This is a genomic window from Microbacterium sp. cx-59 (assembly GCF_020805625.1).
Lineage (GTDB): Bacteria > Actinomycetota > Actinomycetes > Actinomycetales > Microbacteriaceae > Microbacterium.
The window spans coordinates 1-19766 of record NZ_JAJHGO010000005.1 but is presented as its reverse complement, the minus strand read 5'-3'; the positions used below and the strand labels follow the sequence as shown (position 1 = coordinate 19766).

Annotated in this window: 15 protein-coding genes; 10 read left to right on the top strand and 5 right to left on the bottom strand. The window is 69.6% G+C overall.

The window, feature by feature from the left end; translation table 11 throughout:
• Window positions 1-15: 15 nt before the first annotated feature.
• From glf to LMI96_RS05905, 4 genes are read left to right on the top strand one after another with little or no spacing between them, the layout of a single operon-like run.
• The gene (gene glf, locus LMI96_RS05920; RefSeq protein ID WP_228360817.1) at window positions 16-1152 is read left to right on the top strand and encodes a UDP-galactopyranose mutase; all 1137 of its coding nucleotides are present in this window, start codon (window positions 16-18) and stop codon (window positions 1150-1152) included.
• Window positions 1153-1170: 18 nt separating this feature from the next.
• Window positions 1171-3192, top strand: a complete 2022-nt coding sequence (locus tag LMI96_RS05915) for an acyltransferase family protein (RefSeq protein ID WP_228360816.1) — start codon at window positions 1171-1173, stop codon at window positions 3190-3192.
• A gap of 52 nt (window positions 3193-3244) precedes the next feature.
• Entirely contained in the window at window positions 3245-4036 is a 792-nt protein-coding gene (locus tag LMI96_RS05910) for an ABC transporter permease (RefSeq protein ID WP_228360815.1), read from the top strand.
• Window positions 4036-4779 (top strand): ABC transporter ATP-binding protein, encoded by a 744-nt coding sequence (locus LMI96_RS05905; protein ID WP_228360814.1) that lies wholly within the window; start codon window positions 4036-4038, stop codon window positions 4777-4779. The genes LMI96_RS05910 and LMI96_RS05905 overlap by 1 nt, the downstream gene beginning before the upstream one ends.
• Here the strand turns inward: LMI96_RS05905 and LMI96_RS05900 are convergent.
• From LMI96_RS05900 to LMI96_RS05885, 4 genes are read right to left on the bottom strand one after another with little or no spacing between them, the layout of a single operon-like run.
• A complete protein-coding gene (locus LMI96_RS05900) occupies window positions 4764-5738 on the bottom strand; it encodes a glycosyltransferase (RefSeq protein ID WP_228360813.1) in 975 nt (324 codons plus the stop codon). The genes LMI96_RS05905 and LMI96_RS05900 overlap by 16 nt on opposite strands.
• On the bottom strand, window positions 5735-7645 hold the full coding sequence (locus tag LMI96_RS05895; RefSeq protein WP_228360812.1) for a glycosyltransferase: 1911 nt from the start codon (window positions 7643-7645) through the stop codon (window positions 5735-5737). The genes LMI96_RS05900 and LMI96_RS05895 overlap by 4 nt, the downstream gene beginning before the upstream one ends.
• A 54-nt stretch (window positions 7646-7699) precedes the next feature.
• Window positions 7700-9028, bottom strand: a complete 1329-nt coding sequence (locus LMI96_RS05890) for an O-antigen ligase (protein WP_228360811.1) — start codon at window positions 9026-9028, stop codon at window positions 7700-7702.
• Entirely contained in the window at window positions 9025-10425 is a 1401-nt protein-coding gene (locus tag LMI96_RS05885; RefSeq protein WP_228360810.1) for an O-antigen ligase, read from the bottom strand. The genes LMI96_RS05890 and LMI96_RS05885 overlap by 4 nt, the downstream gene beginning before the upstream one ends.
• A 42-nt stretch (window positions 10426-10467) precedes the next feature.
• Here LMI96_RS05885 and manA point away from each other — a divergent pair, with 42 nt between their 5' ends.
• From manA to LMI96_RS05865, 4 genes are all read left to right on the top strand, one after another.
• The gene (gene manA, locus LMI96_RS05880) at window positions 10468-11664 is read left to right on the top strand and encodes a mannose-6-phosphate isomerase, class I (protein WP_228360809.1); all 1197 of its coding nucleotides are present in this window, start codon (window positions 10468-10470) and stop codon (window positions 11662-11664) included.
• A 783-nt stretch (window positions 11665-12447) separates the two neighbouring features.
• Window positions 12448-12771 (top strand): WhiB family transcriptional regulator, encoded by a 324-nt coding sequence (locus LMI96_RS05875; RefSeq protein WP_223721937.1) that lies wholly within the window; start codon window positions 12448-12450, stop codon window positions 12769-12771.
• 255 nt (window positions 12772-13026) lie between these two features.
• Window positions 13027-15897 carry a glycosyltransferase gene (locus LMI96_RS05870; protein WP_228360808.1) on the top strand — a complete coding sequence of 957 codons (2871 nt, stop codon included), beginning with the start codon at window positions 13027-13029 and terminating at the stop codon, window positions 15895-15897.
• Window positions 15894-17300, top strand: a complete 1407-nt coding sequence (locus LMI96_RS05865) for a DUF5719 family protein (RefSeq protein WP_228360807.1) — start codon at window positions 15894-15896, stop codon at window positions 17298-17300. The genes LMI96_RS05870 and LMI96_RS05865 overlap by 4 nt, the downstream gene beginning before the upstream one ends.
• Before the next feature lie 135 nt (window positions 17301-17435).
• Here the strand turns inward: LMI96_RS05865 and LMI96_RS05860 are convergent, their stop codons facing one another.
• The gene (locus tag LMI96_RS05860; RefSeq protein ID WP_223721940.1) at window positions 17436-17873 is read right to left on the bottom strand and encodes a metallopeptidase family protein; all 438 of its coding nucleotides are present in this window, start codon (window positions 17871-17873) and stop codon (window positions 17436-17438) included.
• A gap of 147 nt (window positions 17874-18020) precedes the next feature.
• On the opposite strand from LMI96_RS05860, the gene LMI96_RS05855 reads away from it, so the two are divergent.
• Window positions 18021-18227, top strand: a complete 207-nt coding sequence (locus tag LMI96_RS05855) for a DUF3499 family protein (protein WP_223721941.1) — start codon at window positions 18021-18023, stop codon at window positions 18225-18227.
• A gap of 63 nt (window positions 18228-18290) precedes the next feature.
• Window positions 18291-19751 (top strand): adenosylhomocysteinase, encoded by a 1461-nt coding sequence (gene ahcY, locus LMI96_RS05850; protein WP_228360806.1) that lies wholly within the window; start codon window positions 18291-18293, stop codon window positions 19749-19751.
• Window positions 19752-19766 lie beyond the last annotated feature (15 nt).

Sequence of the window (19766 nt, the reverse complement as noted above, 5' to 3'; positions counted from 1 at the left end):
CGAAGGTAGAACTCCATGGATCTTTTGGTTGTCGGCTCGGGCTTCTTCGGCCTCACGATCGCGGAACGCGCGGCTGCCGCGGGTCGCAAGGTCACGGTCATCGACCGCCGCCACCACATCGGCGGCAACGCCTACACCGAGAACGAGCCGGTCACCGGGATCGAGGTGCACCGCTACGGCGCGCATCTCTTCCACACCTCGAACCCCACCGTGTGGGAGTACGTCAACCGATTCACGGCGTTCACGAACTACGTGCACCGCGTCTACACGACGCACAAGGGGATCGTCTTCCCGCTGCCGATCAACCTCGGCACGATCAACCAGTTCTTCCAGGCCGCCCACACGCCGGCCGAGGCGCGCGCGCTGATCCAGGAGCTCGCCGGCGAGTTCGATCCGAAGCAGGCGCAGAACCTCGAGGAACGGGCCGTCGGACTGATCGGTCGCCCCCTCTACGAAGCGTTCATCCGCGACTACACGGCCAAGCAGTGGCAGACGGACCCGAAGGACCTGCCCGCCGAGGTCATCTCGCGGCTCCCCGTGCGTTACACCTACGACAACCGCTACTTCAACGACACGTGGGAGGGCCTGCCGGTCGACGGTTACACGGCATGGCTCGAGCGGATGGCGGATCACCCGAACATCCAGGTGAAGCTCGAGGTCGACTACTTCGACGAGAGTCAGCCGCTGAACAAAGCCGCCACCGTGGGTCAGGTTCCCGTCGTCTACACAGGTCCGGTCGACCGGTACTTCGACTACGCGGAGGGTGCCCTGTCGTGGCGGACGCTCGACTTCGAGCAGGAGGTCCTGGACATCGCGGACTTCCAGGGCACGAGCGTCATGAACTACGCGGACGCGGACACTCCGTACACCCGCATCCACGAGTTCAAGCACTTCCACCCGGAGCGCGCGGACCGCTACCCGACCGACAAGACGGTGATCGTGCGGGAGTACTCGCGCTTCGCCACCCGCGAGGACGAGCCCTACTACCCGGTCAACACGCCCGAGGATCGGGCCGGGCTGCTCGCCTACCGCGACCTGCAGAAGGGCGAGCAGGGCGTGCACTTTGGAGGTCGACTGGGGACGTACCAGTACCTCGACATGCACATGGCGATCGGCGCGGCGCTGTCGATGTGGAACAACAGCCTCGCCTGAGGCGGCCCGCACGAATCGATGGTCCTCCTCCGCTCGTCCGTCACTGCGCCGCGCCGCGGTGCTGATGCGCCCGTCCACCGGCATGACGTCGACGGACTCCGAGCGGTCGCGATCCTCCTCGTCGTGGTGTACCACGTCTGGTTTGCTCGGGTCTCGGGCGGCGTCGACGTCTTCCTGATGCTGTCGGCGTTCTTCCTGACCGGTTCGTTCCTCCGGAGGATGCACGCCGGGCAGCCGATCGCCCCCGGCCGGTACTGGTTGCGGACGTTCGGTCGGCTTCTCCCGGCCGCCGCGGTGACGCTCCTTGGTGTGCTCGTCCTGGCGCTCGTCATCTACCCGGCGACCCGGTGGTCGTCGATCTGGGAGCAGACGCTCGCCTCGCTGACCTACACCCAGAACTGGGTTCTGGCCGCGAACACCGTGGACTACTACGCTCGGTCCGAGGCGACGAGTCCCCTGCAGCACTTCTGGTCGTTGTCGGTGCAGGGGCAGGTGTTCCTGCTTTGGCCGCTGCTCCTCTCCGCCGCGGCGATCATCGTGCGACGTTTCCGTCTGTCCCCGACGGTCGTGGTCGGGGCGATCTTCGGCGCGATCTTCGTCGTCTCGCTCGGTTACTCGGTCGTCCGGACTGCGAACGATCAGCAGTTCGCCTATTTCGACACCGGAGCGCGGCTGTGGGAGTTCGCCGCCGGGTCCCTGGTCGCCGTGCTGCTGCCGTTCCTGCGCCTGCCGGCGCGGGTCCGTGCGGTGGCGGGATGGCTGGGGCTGGCGGGGATCGTGCTGTGTGGGTTGCTCATCGACGTGCGGGGCGGCTTCCCGGGATACCTCGCGCTGTGGCCCGTGCTGTGTGCCGCCGCCATCGTCCTCACCGGCGGTTCCGGCGTGCGCGGCGGCCCGAACCGCCTGCTGGAATCACGACCGTTGCGCGCAATCGGGAGGGACGCGTACGCGCTCTACCTCGTGCACTGGCCGATCCTCGTCACCTGGCTCGTGGTGACCGAGCGGACCGAGGTGGGACTCGCCGGGGGCATCTTCCTGCTCGCCCTGTCACTGGTGCTCGCGCGCGTCGTCACCTTCGTCGTCGACCGACCGCTGCGCCGGTGGAGCGCGGCGAATGGTTCGCGGTGGGTTTCGGTCGGGCTGATCGCGGCTTCGGTCGGGGTGGTGGCCATCCCGGTTGTCGCGTGGGATATGGTGACGAAGGTCCAGTCCAGCGAGGCGGCCGCGCAGGCCGCCTACCTGAACCCGGGTGCGGCCGTCCTGATCGATCCGGATTGGCCGGATGTTCCCGATGCGCCGCTCATCCCGGTCGCCACGGAGCTCGACGCCGACTGGATCCAGTTGGGGCAGCCATGTGCCGGGCGCCTCGCCGAGATCGATCCGATCCTGACCGGCACGTGCGCCCAGACGCCGGATGCGGAGCGGGCGGGGCGCCTGCTCGTTGTGATGGGCGATTCCCACGCACAGCAGGTCACCGCCGCATTCCTTCCCGCGGCGCGGGAGCACGGGTGGGGTGTCGTCATGCTTGTGCGCGGAGGATGCGCCATGGGCATGGACGAGCCGGGCGCCGATGAGGGATGTCCGCAGTGGCGCGACGCCGCGATCGCCCATGCCGAGGCGCTCGCCCCCGACGCGGTGGTGACCGTCGTCACGCGTGCCGACGCGGGCGAGGACGACGAGGCGCTCCGCCCCGGGATCGAGTCCTTCATCGATCGGATCCGCGCTGCCGACATCGACATCGTCGCTGTACGCGACAACCCCCGGTTCCCGTTCGACATGTACGAGTGCATCGGCGCGAGCGGTGTCGAGGCGTGCGCCGTTCCGCGCTCCAGCTCGTTGGCGGAGACGAACCCGGCAGAGGTCCTGGCGGGGCCCGGCATCGCGCTGCTCGATCTGACGCCCTACCTGTGCCCCGACGACTTCTGCCCGCCCGTCGTCGGGAACGTCGCGGTGTACCGCGACGACAACCATATGTCGGGGGCGTACTCGCGGACACTCGCACCCGTGATCTCTGGGCGAGCGGATGTGGCGCCGTTGTGACGCGACCGCCGCGGATCTTCTGCCGAGGGACTTGGCATCTAGACTCGTCCAGATGACCACCGCCGCCGTAGGAGCTCCCGGATCCCCGCGGCGCTACCTCCACTCGCTGTGGCTGTTGTCTGCTCGCGACTTGCGGGTGCGCTACGCGACCAGCGCACTCGGGTACCTGTGGTCGGTCCTCGATCCGCTCGTCATGAGCGGGATCTACTGGTTCGTCTTCACGCAGGTGTTCGGGCGGGGCGTCGGCGAAGAGCCGTATATCGTCTTCCTCATCACAGCGCTCCTGCCGTGGGTATGGTTCAACTCCGCGGTCACGGATTTCACGCGAGCGTTCAACAAAGACGCGCGTCTCGTGCGATCGACTGCGATCCCGCGGTCGATCTGGGTCAACCGGATCGCCCTCAGCAAGGGGATCGAGTTCCTCTGTTCGCTGCCCGTGCTCGTGCTGTTCGCGGTCGTCTCCGGCGCCACCGTCGGGTGGGGGTTGCTCCTCTTCCCGGTCGCCGTGCTCCTGCAGGCCGTCCTCCTCGTCGGGCTCGGCCTGATCGTCGCGCCGCTCTGCGTGCTCTGGGGCGACCTGGAGCGCACGACGCGGCTCATCCTGCGCGCGCTGTTCTACGCGTCGCCGATCATCTACGGTGTGACCGATCTGCCAGGAGTCTTCGCCGACCTCGCCGCATTCAACCCGCTGGCGGGCATCTTCACGCTCTACCGGGTCGGGTTCTTCCCCGACCAGTGGGATGCGCTGAGCGTGGGAATCGGGGCGGTCACCAGCATCCTCATCCTGATCATTGGCGTGCTGGTCTTCCGTCGCCTGGAGCGATCCGTGCTGAAGGAGCTGTGATGTCAGACGCTCTCGCGATCGAGGTCGGCGGGCTCGGTGTGCGCTTCCGTCGCAACCGGCGCGGTCGACGTACCCTCAAGGATCTTTTCTCCGGATCGTCGCGGCGTTCGCGCCCGGGCGAGTTCTGGCCGCTCCGAGGCGTGTCCTTCGATGTGCGGCCGGGGGAGTCCATCGGGGTCGTCGGGCGGAACGGTCAGGGCAAGTCGACGCTCCTCAAACTCGTCGCGGGCGTGCTCCTGCCGGACGAGGGTCACGTGCGTGTGCACGGCGGGGTGGCGCCGCTCATCGAGATCACCGGCGGGTTCGTCGGCGATCTCACGGTGCGCGAGAACGTGCGCCTGACCGCGGGCCTGCACGGCATGCCGCGCGCGGAGGTCGCGCAACGTTTCGACGGGATCATCGACTTCGCCGAACTGCGCGAGTCGGTCGACACCCCGTACAAGCACCTCTCGAACGGGATGAAGGTGCGCCTGGCCTTCTCGGTCGTCTCGCAGCTCGAGGAGCCGATCCTGCTCGTCGATGAGGTGCTCGCGGTCGGCGACAAAGCGTTCCGGGAGAAGTGCTATCGCCGCATCGATGAGCTTCTCGCGGACGGGCGGACGCTCTTCTTCGTCAGCCACAACGAGAAGGACCTGCGCCGCTTCTGCACCCGCGGTCTCTACCTCGACAAGGGTGCCCTGAAGATGGATGCGCCGATCGCCGAAGTGCTCGATCGGTACAACGCCGATTACAACGCGGGCTGAGCCGCATCCAGCGGCGGCATCGGCCGCCACGAGCGATCGCGCGCGATCTTGCGACCGTCGCGGAGCCCCCGGAACAGGTGCCGGGTACCGCTGACCTTCCGCTCCACCACGAGGAGTCGGATGATCTCCTTCGCGAACGTCAGCGCCGTGCCGGCGCCGAACAGCACGGGGCTGTATGCGCCCACCGTGCGGTAGTAGCGCTTGATGTGGGCGCGGTTGCGCATGATGTAGTAGCGGTAGGCGTCGCTCGACGCATTCATGTGCCGGATGCCCATGTCCCACTGCTTGATCTCGCGTGTGCGACGCAGCACGAACTCGTCAACGATGACGGATGTGGTGATCCGCGACGCCAGCCAGCCGTACAGCTGGTCGTCCCAGTAGATGAAGAAGCGCGGGTCGGGCAGACCGATCCGGCGGACGATGTCACGGTGGATGAACATGCCCTCGAAGCATCCGGAGTTCATCTCCTTGTAGCCCGACGGGCCGAACCCGGCCGGGGCGAAGGGGATCGGAATGCCCATTCGGTCGGCGACCCGGTACTGCCAGTAGAACTCGCTGCCGTCGTAGTCGTACCGGCGCCCCTGGATGCTCTGGAACCGGGGTGCCCACACGCCCATCCGTGCGAGTCCGTCCGGAAGCACCTCGACATCGTCGTCCATGAGCCAGATCCACTCGGAGCCCAGCTCGTAGGCGATCCGCATCCCCTCGCTGAACCCGCCCGATCCGCCGGTGTTCGTGTCGAGCTTGCGATAGACGATCTCGCTCCCGATGCGACTCCGAAAGGACTCCACGACGGCGGTCGTGTCATCGCTCGACGCGTTGTCGACGATCACGATGTGGCCCGGCTTCGGGTCCATCACCACGAGGCTCTCGAGCAGGCGCGTGAGCAGTGCGGAGCGGTTGTAGGTGACGACCGCGATCGTGGCGGAAGCCGGGTCGAACGGTGCGGCGGCGCTCATCGAATGTTCTCGAACGTCTCCGCCCAGCGGCGCGGGGAGGTCAGTTCGGGCTGCGCCGTGCGGTAGCTCCGGGAGAGCACCGTCCACCGTCGACGCAGTTGGCGGTGGAGCACGACGCTGTCGACCAGCATCCGACGGAACGCCGCGCGGTCCCGCGTGTAGATGTTCTTGCCGGCTCCACTAGCGGCGCTAACGAGCGCGCTGTCGTAGTTCGGGATGCGCCACCACTGTGCGTCCTCCTTGCCGAATTCCACTTCGGGCTGCGCGACGTTCTCCGGCCGGGGCGCGTGCAGCCAGTGCGCAATCAGCGTGGACAGCGTGAACCATCGCAGGCGGACGCCGGTGGGGTTGTTGAACTGGCGGCGATTCACGCGGGAGAAGACCTGGCGGCCGTGCCGGGCGCGGAGGGGGACGCCGGAGTCCTTGTGTGTCACCGTCTCCGGGTAGTCCGCCGCGAGAGAGCGTGCGTCCGGCATGGCCGTCGCGAGGTTCCGCCACATGTGGTCAGGTCCGGAGAGGATGTCGCGGAGGGCGCGATGGCGAAGTGCCACCGCGTAATACTGCATCATCATCAAGTGCTTCAGGTCGAGTCGGCGACTGTGCCGAATGAGAGTTCCGCCGTCGGGGGTGCGGGAATGCAGCAGGGCCGCGACGATCCGGTTGCGAGCGTGGAAGTACGCCTGCCAATCGATCGAGTCGTCCTTGCCGACCCAGGACACATGCCAGAGCGCGACGCCCGGGACCGACACGGTGGGATAACCGGCATCCCGGGCACGGACGCAGAACTCCGCGTCGTCCCACTTAATGAAGGCAGGCAGCGACAGGCCGATCTCACGGATGATCTCGACCGGGATGAGACACATCCACCAGCCGTTGTAGTCCGCGTCGAGACGCATGTGCAGCTGCGGGGACTGGCGGAGGTTCGCACGGCTGAAGTCGTGTGGCAGCTTCTCTTGGTACAGCGCGCGCCACATGAAGGGGGCGTCGTCGACCACCTCGGCCCACGCGTGCAGCTTCGGGCGGTCAAGGAGGTCGAACATGTGGGCGCCGACGATCGTTGGGACGGACGCGAATCGACCGAACACGATGGAGCGTCGAATCGACTCCGGCTCGATCCGAACGTCGTCGTCGAGCAGCTGCACGAAGTCACTCTCCGGGCGGGCGAGGGTCTCGCTCATCGCGCGCGAAAAACCGCCCGACCCACCGAGGTTCGGCTGAGTGATGACCTGCAAGGTTTCTCCGAGCGCCGCGGCCATAGTCGGGTACTCGGGTTCGGCGTCGACGCGCTGCGTGCCCTGGTCCACCACGAAAATGCGGTCGATGACATCGAGGACGCCCGGGTCGCCGGCGAGGGCCGACAGGGTCTCGATGCAGTACTCAGGCTTGTTGAAGGTCGTGATCCCGATGGAGGCCTTGCCCGCGCGCATCGGCTCCTGCTCGGTCGCCCATTCCGCGCCCTCGAAGATGGCGTTACTCTCGTCCGCGGCGACGTCGAACCAGATCCATCCACCGTCGCTGTACTGGTCGAGAGTGATCGGAAACGTCGAGGTCGTTTCGCCGTCGACCTCGCGGGTCGCAATGCGCTGCTTCGTACCGCTACCGGTGGAGCGGTAGACGAGAACAGTGGCCGGACCCGACGTGTGAACGGAGAGCGTGACTTCGCGCACACTGGTCCAATGCTGCCAGTAGGAGGCAGGGAAGGCGTTGAAGTAGGTGCCGAACGAGACGCGACGGCCCGCCACAATGCGTGCACGCGTACGCCCCAGAATGTTGCCGAGCTGCGCGACGCTAGAGACGCGGACCGGCTCGTCGTCAACGACCGACCAGGTCTCCGGGTCGACATAGAGCGGCAGCAGATCGGGGTCGCGGTCCAGGGGGAGGACGGCGTTCTGCAGAACATAGGTCACGTGAGAGCTCCGGTTCGGTCGGCGATCGCGGTGGCGTCGAGCCGGGAATGAAGCCTACCGCCCCTTCCCGTCCTCGCCCTGAATGCCGCTCGGCAGCTCGGGGGGCACGGCCGTCTCGTCGCGCACACGATCGCGCCACGAACGTGACCGGCTTGCTCGTGCGGCGCACAGCACGAGCAGCATCCACCCGTAGCCGACCAGCGTGAAGCTCTCGAACATCGAATCGACCAGCAGCGCGACGAGCATCAGCGGCGTCCAGGTGTAGACCACCGAGCGCCGGTTGCTCGCCTCGACCCAGCCCCGGACCAGCGCGATGCCGCAGACGAGCAGGAACAGCAGCAGGCCGAACCAGCCGATCTGCAGCAGCACGTCGAAGTAGGCGTTCAGCGCCGACGCGTGGCGCTCACGGAGGAAGAGGTTGATGGGGAGGAACGGGAGCTCCGTCGTCGTCCACGAGCCGAACCACCCCCACCCTTGCACCGGGTTCATGCGGACGAAATCGAGGATCGTGTTCCAGAGATCCGCGCGGGTCGAGAAGTCCGAGCCGGCGCCGAGGAACGCGATGATGCGATTGCGGGCGGCGTACGCCAGCACAAGGCCGACGACCACCGTGCTGCCGAGAGCGATCTGCAGGGAGGGGCGCCGTACGGCCGGCGCGTGCCGGACGGCCATAAGAGCGAGTGTGGCGAGCCCGACCACGATTCCGATCACCAGCACGGTGGGGGAGTCCGAGAGCACCGCCATCCCGCCCGCCAGAACCACCGAGAAGATCGAGAGCCCCGGCCGCACCGACGACGTGCGCCACTCCACGACGAACGTGATGAGGGCGAGCACCGCGATGAAGCCGAGCGCGTTGCGAGTGCCGAAAATGCCCTGCACCGGCCCGAACTGGGCGATGTTGCCCTGCACACCCAACAGCCGGAAGGGCATGTCGAGCAGGATGCCGAACAGCACCTCGACCCCGAGCGAGACCCCGAGCAGCCACCGCATGACGTCGCCGACGGCGCGCGCCGTCTGCAGCGTGTCGCGCACGTGACCGATCGTGATCGCCAGCAGGGCGAACGCGAGCAGCGAAACCCACCCCCACGCGGACTTGGGTGGGTCGGACGACCAGACGACACTGATCCCGGCCCAGACGATCAGAATGACGACCGAGAACGGCACCAGCCGCAACAGCGACAACTCCGCCCGACGAGCGACCAGGATGCCGACGGCCACCGCGCACAACCCCGCGATGATCGTCACGTACGTGATCCGACCGGCGAGCCGTTCGATCGCATAGGCACCGAATGCCGCGGCGATCGTCGTCAGTGTGAACGCGCGAGCGAGCGCCGCCGAACGCAGCAGGTCGCCGGCCTGGCGGACGGCGGCCGCATCCGTCATGCGGCGTCCGACACGGCTTCGCCCCGCTCGATGGCGAGCGACTGCTCGGCCGGACCGACGCCCACGAGCGGCGACTGGGTGACCTTGAACCCGAGCATGACGATGAACAACCAGCCCCAGAGGAGCAACGGCCCCGACTCGGCGAGTCCCTGCACGAGCAGCACGGTCGCAACGAGCGTCGGCAGCAGCGTGAGGGGAGAGTAGGGGCGATCGTCGCGCAGATCGAACCGCGGGCGGTCGATCGCGAAGAACCACGCCCGCCAGATGAACGCGATGTAGATGCCGGCGATGATCAGCACTCCGATCAGGCCGAGCTGCAAGAACACATCCACCCACATGTTGTGCGCCTGCATGACGGTCTCGCCGTGGTCGACGATCCAGCCGTCGAACATCGGGTCCCAGGGAAGCCACGGGGTCGCGAAGCCCCATCCGATCACCGGATGCTGCTGCGCGCGCTCGAGGACGCTCTGCCAGATTCCCTCGCGACCCGTGAGATCGCTCGAGCGGCCGAGCGCGTCGAAGATGACGCTCCGTCCGAACCAGAGCACGGCCGCGCCGGTGACCGCGACGGCGGAGTAGAGCACGTAGTACTTCGTGCGACCGCCCGGCCGGTTGACCGTCCGCATCAGCAGCACCGTCACGAGGACGACGACGACAGCCGCGGCCGACAGATACGCCGTCGCCGACCCGGCGCGAACGAAGAGGAACGCCGCGAGCACGAACCATCCGACGAGCAGCACGCGCCGCGGGGCGCGGGCCGTGAAGCGGATGGCGAAGACGATGAGACCGAGAAGCGCCACGACGGCGAGCAGATTCGCGTTGCCGAAAAGGCCCTGGATGCGGCCGCCGTCGAACAGGTTGTCGCGTGACCAGTAGACGATCGGATCCATCTTCTCGGCCGGCAGGATGAAGCCGGGCAGAAGCGGCCCGCGCACGAAGATCGAGATGCCGAGTTCGAACAGCAGGGAGAGGGCCAGCACCCACTTGAGTGCGCCGGCGATCGCCGCGACCGTCTCTTTCCACGTGAGCATCGCCGCGACGAAAAGGCCCTGCAGGGTGGTGATCGCGAGCAGCAACCAGGTGAGAGCCGTGGTGCCCGGCCACGCCGACCACAGGATGGAGGCCGCCGCCCAGGCGACATAGCCGAGGACGAACCAGGGCAGCCGTCGCGCGTTGATCGCCGGTCGAACGCTCACCCAGACGGCGATCGAGACGAGCGCGCTGACGACGGTCACCACGATCGTGATCGTGTTGCCGAAGGCGTGCACCCAGCCGACACCCGCCAGCGCCTGGAACAGCACGAAGACGCACCACGCGCGCAGCAGGAGGTGCGAGGTCCGCTCGCGCACCGGTGGCGCGGGCGGCGAGCCGACCGGATGCAGGGTGTGAACCGCCATGATGCACTCAGGGTATCCCGGCGTCACCCCTAGGCTGGGGGCGTGCTGGCTGCGCTGACGAACACGCCCCGTGACTACGCCTGGGGATCGACCACTCTTATCGCGGGTCTGGAAGGACGCGCGCCCACGGGCGTGCCCGAGGCGGAGATCTGGTTCGGCGACCACCCGGGCTCGCCCGCCCGGCTCGGCACCGACGGGAACCCGACGCTCGCCGAGTGGCTGAGCGCGCACGGAACGGATGCGGAGACCCCCGCCCGGCTCCCGTATCTGCTGAAGCTGCTGGCCGCCGCATCCCCCCTCTCGATTCAGGTGCACCCCTCGAAGGCGGAGGCCGAGGCGGGCGTCGCGCGCGAAGACGCGGATGGCGTCGCCGCGGACGCTCCGCACCGCAACTACAAGGACGACAACCACAAGCCCGAGGTGATCGTCGCGATCTCCGAGCGCTTCGAGGCGCTCGCCGGCCTCCGCGACCTCGACGCGACCCGCCGGCTCGTTGCGGCCCTCGGCGACAGCGCCGGGGTGCGTGCGCTCGCCGACTCCCTCGAGGGCGAGGGCGATGGCGATGGCTCCCTCGGCGGTGACGCGTCTGCCGCGCTCCGCCGCACGATCGCGTGGCTGCTCTCCGGATCGGCGCAGAACACGGTCGACGACGTCATCGCCGCGCTCGGCACGGCGATGACGGCCGAGTTCGAGCCCGAGATCGCGGCCGTCCGCGCGATCGCCGAGGCCTACCCGGGCGACCCCGGCGTCGTCGTTGCGCTGCTGATGAACTACGTTTCGCTCACGCGCGGCGAGGCTGTCTTCGTGCCCGCCGGAGTGCTGCACGCCTACCTCTCGGGACTCGGCGTCGAACTCATGGCCGCGAGCGACAACGTGCTCCGCGGCGGACTGACCCCCAAGCACATCGACGTCGACGAACTGCTCCGGATCGTGGACGCGCGCCCGGATGCCCCGCCGCGCCTCGCTCCGCAGCCCGTCGCCGAGGGCGTCGAGGTGTTCGCGCCCGGAATCGCCGACTTCGAGCTGTGGCACATCACGTCCGGCGCCGACGACGAGCGGCGCGTGCCGCTGCACGGCCCCGGCATCGCACTGGCGGTCGCCGGCGAGCCCGTGGTGCGCACCGCATCCGGCGCCGAGGTGTCGCTCCGCCCCGGAGCGGCAGCCTTCGCAACCGCGGACGAGCACGAGCTCGTGATCAGCGGTGCGGGCGAGGTCTTCGTGGCCCAGCCCGGGCGCTGACCCGGGCGCGGCGCGGTGTCCGGTGCGGCGCTGTGCTGTGCTGCGCGGTGTCCGGTGCGGCGCGGTCTGCCCGACGCAGCATCCGGTCGTCGTGGCGCAGCTTCGGTGTGGTCGCAGCCTGCCCGGCGCAGCCTGCCCGGCGCAGCATCCGGCGCAGTCGCGGTCAGTCTGGTGCAGCATCGGGCGTTCGAGGTGAGGGGAATCTGCTGAGGTGAGGGCTTTCGGATGCGGAGCGTCCTCGTCTGGGCGGAATCCCCTCGCGTCGGCCGCGCGCGGGGAGGGCTGTGCGCGCGGCACCTTGGCCGCCCGCACCATGCCCGTGCCGCACTGGCGCGCCGGTCTCGGCCTGAAGCGAGGGAATCTGCCCGAGCGAGGACGAATCGGCCCGAGACGGACCTCGCTTCGGCAGATCACCTCGCTTCGGGCTGGCGGCCACGCACCTCGCTTCGGGCCGGCGGCCACGCCCTCGCGATGGCGGGCGGACCGGGGTGGGCCGCCTCGCCCGCGTGCCCAGATGTCGTCCCGGGCGCGTCGCGCACTACGGGGGAATCGATCTCCGGATGCGGCGACACGCCGTCGCCTCCGTCGAGTTCCGCCCGGAACACGCGGAACGCGCTGTGGCGAGGTAACGAATCCGCCGCATCCGACACGCCGTCGGCGCGTCGTGAAGTTTCGAGCGCGGGTTGAGGGTTTACGATCTGCGACTTGATTTCAGCGAATCACACCTGTGTAATTCATACATCCGCTTCCTTCGAGCGGAGTTCGGACGAGTGGGGAGACCAGATGACGGGCGCACAGTACCGTTCGGGCGTTCCCGACAATTGGTTCGTCGATCCGGTGTTCCTGGGTGTTCCCGGGGTTCGCCGTGAGGCGCCTGCCGAGGAAGAGAACACTCTCTCCTGGCAGACCGATGCGCTCTGCGCACAGACGGACCCGGAGGCCTTCTTTCCGGAGAAGGGTGGATCCACGCGAGACGCGAAGCGCATCTGCACGACGTGCGACGTTCGCGACCAGTGCCTCGAGTACGCGCTGCAGAACGACGAGCGCTTCGGCATCTGGGGTGGCCTCAGCGAACGCGAGCGCCGCAAGCTCAAGCGACGCGCCTGACCGTCGACTCTGTCGCCAGCCAGCCAGCCAGCCAGCACGCGGCGACGACACGCTGTCGCGAGCGCGCCTCGGCGCACGCGGTCTTGCGACCCGCTCAACCCCAACCTCGAGCTCTGCCCGTCGCGACGACGACCCGCTCGGTGACACCGGTCGTCCGAGCACCCAGTCCCGCGAGCGACGCCCCCACCCGTGACATTGCCGTTGTCGGCGCGTGCGCCCGGTTCGTTCGGTCGACGCGCTTAGGCTGACCAGGCCATGCCCGCCCGTGTACATGCTCTCCTCGTCGTGCGCCCCGATGGACGCAAGGCCGCCGCGACCCATCTGCAGCACACCCTCGACGCCCTTTCCGCGCAGACGCGCCCCGCGGATGTGCTGACGATCGTGCTGTGCGGCCCCGACCGTGCGCTCACCGAGGCGGCGGCCGCATCCGGAGCCGAGGGCGTCATCACCGCGAACGGGTCCACGAGCTTCGCGGATGCGGCGCGCCTCGCCAGCCCGCGACTGACGGGGGACGCGATCTGGCTGCTCGCGCAAGACACCGCCCCCGAGCCGCACGCGCTCGCGCGGCTGCTGGCCGGTCTCGAGCGGGCACCGTCCGTCGGGATCGTCGCCCCGAAGCTCGTCGATGCGGAGGATCCCGCGCGCATCGTGTCGCTCGGCGTGACGATGACGCCGTACGGGCGAACGGTCGGCCTCGCCGACAACGAACTCGACCAGGGTCAGCACGACGCCGACGAGGACGTCCTCGGGGCGGACGTTCGCGGACTGCTCGTCCGAGCCGAACTCTGGCGCCAGCTCGTCGGCATCGATCCGTCGCTCGGCGGCGCCGACGAGGGCCTCGATCTCGGCGTGCGCGCCCGCCTCGCCGGGCACCGCGTCAGCCTCGTCCCCACCGCGCACGTCGCGGTGAACGGCGACGGTACCGCCGGGCTCCCGGCGCCGACCAGCCGCCGTCGCCGTCGCCGTCGCGCGTACGCCATCCGGCTCGCTCAACTGCACCGCCGCATGGTCTACGCGCCGGCGGCGACCGTGCCCCTGCATCTGCTCTCGCTCATTCCGCTCGCACTGTGGCGCGCCGCGGCGCTGCTCGTCGCCAAACAGCCCGCCCGCGTGCTGCCCGAGTGGGGCGCGTCGATCGTGGTGTTCTTCCGCTGGGGAGCGATCGCGCGGGCGCGCGGAATCATCCGCCGTTCACGAACCAGCTCGTGGGCGCAGCTCGCGGCGCTCCGCATCACGCGGTCGACACTCCGACAGCGTTTCGACGCGGATGCGGATGCCGACGCGTTCGATCGTCCGATCCGCGAAGAGCTCCGCTTCTTCACCGGCGGCGGCGCCTGGCTCGTCCTCGCCGCGCTGCTCGTCGCCGTCGTCGCGTTCCCCTCGCTCCTCGTGTGGCCGGTGCTGGGCGGCGGCGGCCTCGAGCCGCTGCGTGCGACGCTCGGACAGCTCTGGGCCGACGCCGCCTACGGGGTGCGGTCGGTCGGTCTGGACACCGTCGGACCCGCCGACCCGTTCGCGGCGCTGATGGCCCTGATCGGCTCGTTCTGGCCGGGCGACCCCTCGCGGGCGCTCGTTCTGCTGTGGATTGCGGCGCTTCCGCTCGCCACCGTCGGCGGCTGGTTCGCCGCCACCCGGCTCACGCCGAACTCGCTGCTGCGCAATACGGCCGCCGTCGCCTGGGTGCTGGCGCCGACCTTCTGGACCGCACTCATCGATGGCCGCCCGGCCGCGGTCATCACCCACTTGCTGCTGCCGTGGCTGTTCTACGCGGGTGCGGTCGCGCACCGGTCGTGGGCGGCAGCGGGCGCCGCATCCATCCTGCTCGCCGGCGTCGTCGCGGCGTCTCCGTCGCTCGGACCGGCCCTCATCGCCGTGTGGGCGCTGCTGGTGATGCTCGTCGTCATCGCCCGCGCGGGCCGCGGCGTCGGCCACATCGTCTGGATCGGCGTGCCGTCGATCGCGATCTTCGCGCCCCTCGTCTGGGTGCAGGTGCACGCGGGAACGCCGTGGGGTCTGCTCGCCGATCCCGGCGTGGTCTGGGCGGGGCCGCAGGCCGCAGCGGATGCGGCCGGGCGCCTCGCGCTCGCCGGCGGGTTCCCGACGCAGGACTTCGCCGGGTGGACGACGCTCCTCTCGAGCACGACCCTCGCGGGTCTCGCTCCGTGGGTGCTCGTCCTGGTCGCCCCGCTCGGGGTGCTCGCGCTCCTCTCTCTTCTCACCCCGCGCTGGATGATCTCCGGCGTCCTCGTCGTGATCGCTCTCCTCGGACTCGGTTCGGCGTTCGTCCTGGTGGGCGTCGCGGTGGCGGCGAGCAGCGCGGCTGCGGCCGTGCCGATCTGGCCGGGCGGGGCGCTCAGCCTCGCGTGGCTGGGCGTCGTGGGCGCGGCCATCGTCGCGCTCGACGCCGGGATCCCCGTCCGGCGGCGCGCGCTGCGCGTGGTCGGTGCGGGCGTCGTGATCGGCACTCTGTTGGTCGTGGCCGTGCCGTCGGCGACCTCGATGCTGCGGGGAACCGCGCTTCTGCAGAATGGTCCGAGCACGACGCTTCCCGCATACGTCGCGGCGCAGGGGGCGGACGACCTCTCCGTCGGCACGATCCTGATCACCCCGCAGAACTCGGGTGCCGTCGCTGCCCGCGTCGTCTGGGGCGGCAGTGACACGCTCGGCGGCCACTCCACCCTCACCGCCACGCGCCCGGCACCGACCGAGGACGACCGTGAGGTGGCAGCGCTCACGGCCGACCTGGTGTCGGCGTCCTCCGAGGATGTGGTGCGCCGTGCCGCAGCTCTCGGCATCCAATTCGTCGTGGTCGCACCTGAGTCCGCGACCGAGTCGGATGCGGCCCGCGCCCTGCGCTTGACCGCCGAGACCGCGCTCAACGAGCGCAGCGACCTCGACGCCGTCGGACCGACACCCAAGGGAACGCTCTGGCGGATCTCGACCGACGTGGCCGATCGACCCGGTGCCTCCGCGGCGGACGACCGGCTCACGCTCGCGATCTCGCTCATCCAGTTCGTCGTGTTCGCGGTCGCTCTGCTGCTCTCCGTGCCGACGGCGGCATCGCGCCGGCAAGCCCGGCGCATGCCGCGCACCGTGGGTCCGCGGGCCCGGGAGGAAGAACGATGACCCGCCGCCGCGCCCTCGTCTGGGCTGCCACCAGTACCCGGCTCGTCGTCGGAACCGCCCTCGCGGCGGGCGTCGTGCTCGCGGTCGGCGTCGGAGTCGCCGCACCCTGGCCGACCCACGAGACGCAGCCGGTCAGCCTCTCCGTCACCCCGACCCCGGCCGACACCGTGCTCGCCTGCACCGGGCCGCTTCTCGCGCTCGGTCGGGACGCCTCGGATGCCGGCGGGCTCACCTCGGCGGCATCCAGCCAGACGGTGTCCGCATCCGACGGGTCTCCACTGGACACCGTTGCGCTGACGGCGTCGCCCGCGATCAGCGGTGATGCCTCGGCCTCGGCCCTCGTGGCTGCCCCCGACGGCGATCGCCGCTCCGACGCAGCCGCCGCCGCAAGCGCATCGGTCGAGGCCGACGATCTGCGCGGATACACCGCATCCGCCTGCCGGCAGCCGCTTATCGAGTCCTGGCTCGTGGGAGGCGCGACGACGACCGGTGCGGCGGACCTCGTGGTCCTGTCGAACCCGTCCGACGTCGCGGCGACCGTGCAGCTCAGCCTCTACAGTCCGACGGGCATGGCTGTGCCCGCCGGTGGCGCCGGACTCCGCGTCGACCCGCGAACCCAGCGGATCGTTCCGCTCGCGAGCCTCGGCGTCGGCGAAGAAGCGCCGATCGTGCGGGTCACCGCATCCGGTGCCCCCGTGTCTGCCGTGCTGCAGTCGAGCCTCACGCGCATCCTGCTTCCGGGCGGTGTCGAGCAGACCGGACCGGTCGTCGCCGCCGAGACCACCCAGGTGCTGCCGGGGGTGCAGGTGCTGCAGAGCGCCGTCGACGCCGGCCCGAGCGGTGCGACGACGGTGCTCCGCGTGCTGTCACCGGGAACGGCGACGACCGTCACCGTCACGGTGCGGGACGAGCGCGGAGACGAGGTACTCCGCCAGGAGGCACCGCTCGAAGCGGATCTGCCCACCGAAGTGGAGCTCGCGGGCCTCGCGGTCGGCCGGTACACCGTGACTGCCGCCGCCGACGCGCCGATCACGGCGGCGGTGTGGCAGACGACCGGATTCGGCGAAGGGGCCGACTTCGCCTGGTACACCCCGGCGCCCCTGCTCGCTGCGCCGACGCTCGTCGCCGCCCCCGCCGGTCCGTCGCCCACGATCTTCCTCGTCGGTGGGGGAGCGGCGGCCGACGTCACGCTCGAACCCGTCCAGGGCACAGGCGACGCGATCGACGCGAACGTCTCCGCCGCCGGCGTCACCGTCGTGGCCGCCACCGCCGGCACGGTCTACCGCCTGCAGACCGACGCGCCCGTGCGGGCGTCGGTGTCGTACGCGAGCGCGGGTCAGCTCGGCGGATTCCCGATCTGGCCGGCGGATGCGGCAGCCGCAGCACTCACCGTCTACCCCTGAGCCTTCGGGTCGGAGGATGCGGCGCTGCTGCGCTGCTGCGCTGCTGCGCTGCTGCGCTGAGGATGCGGCGCTGAGCGCTGCTGCCCTGAGGATGCGGCGCTGAGCGTTTTGCCCTGAGCGTTCTGCGGCGCTGCGTCAGAGGTCGCGGAAGCGATCCGGACCGAGGTCCCACGGATCGCGGCCGAGATAGTCGGCCGCGGCGCGGAACACGCAGCTCTCGATCATCATCCGGCGGTGCGCCTCATCATCGCGATGCAGGTGGCTGAGCCGTTCGATGGGCAGCCGGTACAGCACGATCCGCTTCTCGGCGGGCAGAGCGGTCCACCGCGGGATGCCGTCCGCATCCGTCGCCGGCGGCATGTCGGCCATCTCGAACCGCACGTCGCGAAGGTCTTCCCACGAGCCGCGCAGGAACTCCGCCGCCGACCCGACGGCCATGTCGAAGCGTTCGACGCGGGTCTCCAGCGGCGGAAGCGGCGGGCGGACGACGGCGCTGCGACCCTCACGCCCGTGTCGCCCGTGCCGACCGGGCCGGGAACGCGTGGGGGTGGTGCGGGACCGCCGGCGGATCATGCTCTCATCTTAGGCGGGGTATCCCGGCTTGCCGGCGGCGCATCCGAGTCGGGGCGGGGCTGGGTAAGGCGGGCTCCCGGGCCCCGGCTCCGGCCCGCGCGGCGCGGCGAGCCGGGGGCGCCGCATCCGCTGAGTAGGGTCGATCAGGTGCAAGACAGACTGTGTTCGAAGGTGGCGTGCGCGCGCGAGGCGGTCGCGACGCTGACCTACGACTACGGTGACCAGATGGCCGCGGTCGGCCCGCTCGGCCGCGCCGGTGACGTGCATGCGCACGACCTCTGCGCCATCCACACCGAACGTCTGTCGGTGCCGAAGGGGTGGCTCGTCATCCGTCACGAGACGCTCCGCGCCTAACACGCCCCATCCTGCCCCGGTAATACGCTCCGCACCCGTGCGCACGTGGGGGACAATAGGGGCATGGCCACCCCCACGCAGACCACGATCGACCACGCCGTCCGCGACCTCGCGCTCGCCGAAGCCGGTCGCCACCAGATCCGCCTCGCCGAGAACGAGATGCCGGGACTCATGGCGCTCCGCGAGGAGTTCGGCCCGACGCAGCCGTTGAAGGGCGCCCGTATCGCGGGATCGCTGCACATGACGGTGCAGACCGCGGTGCTCATCGAGACGCTCGTCGCCCTCGGCGCGCAGGTGCGCTGGGCGAGCTGCAACATCTTCTCCACCCAGGACGAGGCCGCGGCCGCGGTCGTCGTCGGCCCCTACGGCACCGTCGCGGAGCCTCAGGGCGTGCCGGTGTTCGCGTGGAAGGGCGAGACCCTCGAGGAGTACTGGTCGCTCGCCGACCGCATCTTCGACTGGAGCGCCGAAGGATTCGACGGGCCCAACCTCATCCTCGACGACGGCGGCGACGCGACGCTGCTCGTGCACCGCGGTGTGGAGTTCGAGAAGGCCGGTGCGGTTCCGGATGCGGAGGCCTCCGCATCCGCCGAGTACCGGGTCGTTCTCGACACGCTGCGGGCCTCGCTCGCCGCCGACCCGCAGCGCTTCACGCGGATCGCTGCCGGACTCATCGGCGTCACGGAAGAGACGACGACCGGTGTGCACCGCCTGTACGAGCTCGCAGCGGACGGCAAGCTCCTCTTCCCGGGCATCAACGTCAACGACTCGGTGACGAAGTCCAAGTTCGACAACAAGTACGGCATCCGACACTCGCTGCCCGACGGCATCAACCGTGCCACCGACGTGCTGATCGGCGGCAAGACGGCATTCGTCGTCGGCTACGGCGACGTCGGCAAGGGCGCCGCGGAAGCACTTCGCGGCCAGGGTGCGCGCGTGATCATCGGCGAGATCGACCCGATCTGCGCCCTGCAGGCCGCGATGGACGGCTACCAGGTGGCCAAGCTCGAGTCCGTCATCGACAGCGTCGACATCGTCATCACCGGCACCGGGAACACCCGCGTCGTGACCGTTGAGCAGCTCCAGGGGCTCAAGCACCTGGCCATCGTCGGCAACGTCGGCCACTTCGACGACGAGATCGACATGGCCGGGCTGGAGGCGATCCCCGGTGTCGAGAAGATCGAGATCAAGCCGCAGGTGCACGAATACCGTCTGCCGAACGGACGCAGCATCCTGGTCCTCAGCGAAGGCCGGCTGCTCAACCTCGGCAACGCGACCGGGCACCCCTCGTTCGTCATGAGCGCGTCGTTCGCCAACCAGGTGCTCGCCCAGCTCGAGCTCTTCACCCGCCCCGAGGAGTACCCGGTGGGTGTCTACGTGCTGCCGAAGGCGCTCGATGAGAAGGTTGCACGCCTGCACCTCGCCGCGCTCGGCGTCGAGCTGACGACGCTCTCCGACGAGCAGTCGGCCTACCTCGGCATCCCGGCCGATGGCCCGTACAAGCCCGACCACTACCGCTACTGAGTCGCGCACCGCCGG